The sequence below is a fragment of the Waterburya agarophytonicola KI4 genome, from assembly GCF_020640915.1.
GTDB lineage: Bacteria > Cyanobacteriota > Cyanobacteriia > Cyanobacteriales > Xenococcaceae > Waterburya > Waterburya agarophytonicola.
On the sequence record NZ_JADWDC010000126.1, the window covers coordinates 1 to 4,697 of the forward strand.

General features: G+C 36.5%; 4 protein-coding genes. 3 read left to right on the forward strand and 1 reads right to left on the reverse strand.

Annotated features, from left to right (window positions below; translation table 11 throughout):
* Positions 1-371, reverse strand: a 371-nt coding sequence (locus tag I4641_RS23230) for a helix-turn-helix domain-containing protein (protein WP_229642961.1), incomplete at its 3' end; no start/stop codon positions are given.
* 294 nt (positions 372-665) lie between these two features.
* Between I4641_RS23230 and I4641_RS23235 the strand changes: the two genes are divergently transcribed.
* From I4641_RS23235 to I4641_RS23245, 3 genes are all read left to right on the forward strand, one after another.
* Positions 666-1,745: an ATP-dependent 6-phosphofructokinase gene (locus I4641_RS23235; protein ID WP_229642962.1), complete on the forward strand. Its 1,080-nt coding sequence runs from the start codon at positions 666-668 to the stop codon at positions 1,743-1,745.
* A gap of 196 nt (positions 1,746-1,941) precedes the next feature.
* Positions 1,942-3,012 (forward strand): hypothetical protein, encoded by a 1,071-nt coding sequence (locus I4641_RS23240; RefSeq protein WP_229642963.1) that lies wholly within the window; start codon positions 1,942-1,944, stop codon positions 3,010-3,012.
* 233 nt (positions 3,013-3,245) lie between these two features.
* Complete coding sequence (locus I4641_RS23245) at positions 3,246-4,394, forward strand: O-antigen ligase family protein (protein WP_229642964.1); 1,149 nt, start codon at positions 3,246-3,248, stop codon at positions 4,392-4,394.
* Positions 4,395-4,697 lie beyond the last annotated feature (303 nt).

Consider the following 4,697-nt stretch of genomic DNA (forward strand, 5'->3'; position numbering starts at 1 on the left):
TTTTTATAATTCTGTTTAATTATGGCACGATTTTTAATTTGGAACTCCCTTAATAGTTTTTTCTTTCCTGGCAGACTGAATTTTCGAGATTTAATTAAGATATTTTCGATTTTTCTTACTAAACGAAATACAGTGGACTCAGACACTTTCCAATCAAGACTTATATGAAAATAAGTTCGATATTCTCGCCAATATTGTAAGGCTATTAAAATCTGGTCTTCAACAACTAATTTGCTTGGGCAACCAGGTTTTTTCTTGAATTTTTGTTGTGCTTTAACTAATCTAACCATCAAGGGAAAAGTTTTACGTTCAATTCCACAAAAACGCTTAAATTTTCTGGCAGAAAGTTTACGAGCTTTCCAATATTTCATTTTTAGCAAAAAAAAGTTAAATTACTATTGTAACATAAAATATTTATGCAAGAGTTCTTTTGTTTTAGAGGAGAGTTTATCATCTCATTTTAAGGCTTTTGGCATTACGCACTCACCAACGGCAGGATTTCTTCTAAATCAAGCATCTGTTTAACTTGAAGTTAAATAGATGCCAAATTCTGGCAGGTTGAGATCTAAACGGCGATCGTCGATTCTAGAAATTTGTTTAATTTTGCATCTTTTGTAACCATTAGGCAGAAAAATTAGAACGTAGCTAAATTAAGTCTAATCACAATGCCAGAAAGAAAGCGAATTGGTATTTTAACCAGTGGTGGCGACTGTGCGGGTTTAAATGCCGTTATTAGGGCGGTAACTCGATGTGCAGTTGATGTCTACGGTTGGGAAGTTTTAGGAATTTGTAAGGCGACTCATGGTTTGATGACTCGCCCTCCTGAAGCAATGCCTTTGGATATTACTAAAGTTGATAGCCTTTTGACGATGGGAGGTACAATTTTAGGCACAACCAATAAGGGAGATCCTTTTGCTTTCCCCATGTCTGACGGTACAGTCGTAGATCGTTCGACAGAGATTATTGAAGGATATAATCAGCTAGATTTAGACGCTTTGATTGGTATTGGGGGAGATGGTAGCCTAGCTATCCTACGAAAGCTAGCCCAACAAGGAGGAATCAATCTTATCGGTATTCCCAAGACGATTGATAATGATGTAGGTATTACCGAGCGTTCTATTGGTTTTGATACAGCGGTTAATATTGCTACAGAAGCGATCGATCGCTTACACTTTACCGCAGCCAGTCATAGTCGGGTTCTGATTCTTGAAGTAATGGGGAGAGATGCGGGACATATAGCCCTCAATGCAGGCATTGCAGGAGGGGCAAATATAATTATGATTCCTGAAATTTCTTATAAAATTGAAAATATTTGCGATCACATTAAAAAAAGACAAGCCAGGGGACAAGATTACTCGATCGCCGTAGTCTCAGAAGCTGTGTGTACGGAGTCGGGAGACGTATTAGAACAAGGTCATTTTGCTGATTGTCGTCTTGGCGGTATTGGTCAATATTTAGCCGAACAAATTACCGAAAAAAGCGGTGCGGAAACAAGAGTAACGGTTTTGGGTCACACTCAACGAGGAGGGATTTCATCTCCTTTAGACCGCATCCTGGCTTCTGCGTTTGGGGTAGCAGCGGTTAATTTAATTGCTGAAGAGAAATACGATCGCATGGTTGCTTGGCACGATCGCATGGTCACTAGTGTTCCTATTGCCGATGCTATCAAAGATTATTGTGCGGTAGATCCTGAAGGTACTTTGGTTAAAACCGCTAGAGGTTTGGGTATTTGTTTGGGAGATTAGATTCGATCTCTTGAATTTAAGCTCTAAAAAAAGCGATCGCTTTGAAGTAATTTCAATCATGCGATCGCATCAGTTGTCTTTTGGACAGATCTAAACTGATCAAGTCAAGTATTGCGACTAAAACACCAATTGAAGCTATGACTATCTGTGATAACCTGCTTTTATTAATAATTAATATATATTGCTATTGCCCCGCATGAATGAAGTGACCGTAGTTAATGGCAACGAAGTCTCGAATGAAGATATTGTTGCAGCTTTAGAAATTCCCGCCGATTTTAATTTCGATTTGCCCGATCCTGAAGATGAAGAGATTAGGGAGTCGGATTTTCAAAATCGATTAGACAATATTTGGCAGATCTGCGATCGCTTTGATTTACAGACAGATATTTGGCGGGGGCGAGTCTTGCGTTCGATTCGCGATCGCGAAAAGAAAGGTGGTGAAGGTAGGGGCGCGGGCTTTTTGAACTGGCTTAAGGATCGCGAAATTACTAAGTCTCAGGCTTATGCTTTGATTCAGTTAGCAAACAGCGCGGATACTTTGTTGGCGGATGGAATGTTAGATCCAGATAGTATTAATAATTTCAGCAAGCGGGCATTTGTAGAGACGGCAAATTCTGCCCCAGAAATTCAACAATTAGTTAGCGAGGCAGCCCAAAAAGGCGATCGCATTACCCGCAGGGAAGTAAAACAACTTGCCGATGAATGGACGGCTATGAGTTCGGAATTATTACCTGATGAAATTAAGGAAAAGGCAGCAGAAGGCTCTCTACCCGCCCGTCACTTAGCCCCATTGGTAAGGGAAATGGAAAAACTACCCGATTCCCATTTGATTGAAATTAAGCGGGAAATTGCCGAAAGTCCCGATATTGATACGGTCAAAATGATGACCACCGAAGCCAAGAATTTGGCTAAATATCTCGATGCTGCTGCCCAGGTACAAACCCTGCGGGATAAAGCCGTAGATATGGAAATGGCATTAGAAGAAGCCTTAAGATTAGATTGTATTAATACTGCTGCGGATCTAGTAAAACAAGCGACTACTTTAGAACAAACCGTAGGAAAACTTTATACTACCTGGAAACGGATGAGTAATGTTGCCGATCGCCTGTATGTAGAGACAGGGGCTTCCAATCCTCACTTGCGATCGCTTTTAACTTGTTTGGAGTCTTTGACGGGAGAAATTATTGAAGTGCCTTTAGACGAAGAAGGCGATCGTATTGTCCGTCTTAAAGTTATGACTGAAGATATCAATCCTGGTAGTAATTAATTAATTAAGGAAGCGAACAAGTTTAACTCAGAAGATTTCATTTTGTCACTCATACTCAGCAATAATACTACTTAAGTGTATGATTCTCTTATAATTACTATTTGCCCAGGGTTTTAATGCCAAAGTTATCAATTAATTTACTGAAGCAAGACAGTATTTATTTGATTGTTTCTTGTCTAGTGTTTCCCATTTCTTTGAAAATTTCTCTTGTTTGTTTTACCTGTTTTTTGGTAATGAGAATCTTATTTTTCGATGGGCAAGAATTAAGTTATCAACAGGATAAATCAACTCATTTGATTAAAATAGCTTTATCCATAGCGATCGCGATCGCTATGGCAGATTTTTATCTAGAATCACGTATTCATTTTTATCCTGTATCCTATTATGATTATTTATGGGTTGCTATTACCACCTTAATTATCAAACTTTATCCCCTCAAGAAATATGAATGCGATCTAGTATGTTCGGCTATAAGTTTAAGTCCAATAATTGTATTTATCTTTCACTATGCCAGGGCAAATTTTCAGTTTAGAAACAGTTGGGGATTTTATAATCCTAATGGGCTAGGAATTTATTGTGCTATTTGTCTGCCTTTAATTATCTGCCTCTTGATATCCCAATTTTGTAGCGTAGATCTGGAAATTACAAATAATCATAAAATAATCAATCAAATATTATCTTTATTAGGGATAATATCATTGTTTTTTTGCTTGACAATGCTTATATCTTCAGGCTCTAGAAGCTCTCTGTATACTAGTATAATATTAATTGTCTCGATCTTATTTTTACATTTTAAAACTCTGTTAAAAAAATCAATTAAAGATGATTTCAATTGTTTACCAATCAAGGCTATATTCTTCTATTCATTTGCTTTTTTGGGATTAGCAAGTATTTTATATAAATTGATTTTTGCTAAATTTGTCTTTATTACCAGATTTATCAACATAACCAACAGCACTAACCTATATAGAACTTATATATATCAATGTTACTGGAAACTAGGTTTAGAAAAGCCTTGGTCGGGATGGGGAATAGATAAAACGTCTGCCCTCTGCGAGCAACAGTTAAAAGCAAGATATGGAGGGGTAAATCATGGTCATAACTTTATTTTGCAATTATTTGCTGATGGTGGTGCGATCGTTACTTTATTATGTATAGCTACTATTTTTTATTTCATTTTGATTCCTGTTATGAAATTTTTAGTCAGTTATAATTCTCTGTCTAACTCTACTCTTTACTTGGGTATTTCTTTCTCGTCTTTAAGTATTTTGACAGTTAGTCTGTTTCAATCTTCCTTCTATCATTATCCTTTGTTTCCACTGTGGCTAGGATTGTTTTCTGGCTTTCTCGGCGGTCTTCAACTAAAGGGTGTTGTCAATTGATGACACCCTTTAATAACTAAATAGTTATTTTTTTTCAAAATGTCAATAATCGAGAAGATCAGAACTAAATTTAATGATAAAGTAAAAAGTTTTCAGCTAGGAAATCAGCCATTAATTTCAGTCGACACCAAGAAAATTGAAGAAATTGTGAGTTTATTCTCTTTTGCTAGTAAAAAATCTGAAACAAAAAAAATACTCACGTTTTACTCATATTTTTACTGTACAAAAATATTTAGTCAGCAATTAAATTCAGGGTAAGCTCATCTTATTTTGTATAAAATGTACTTGACAAAAGTTTCGTTT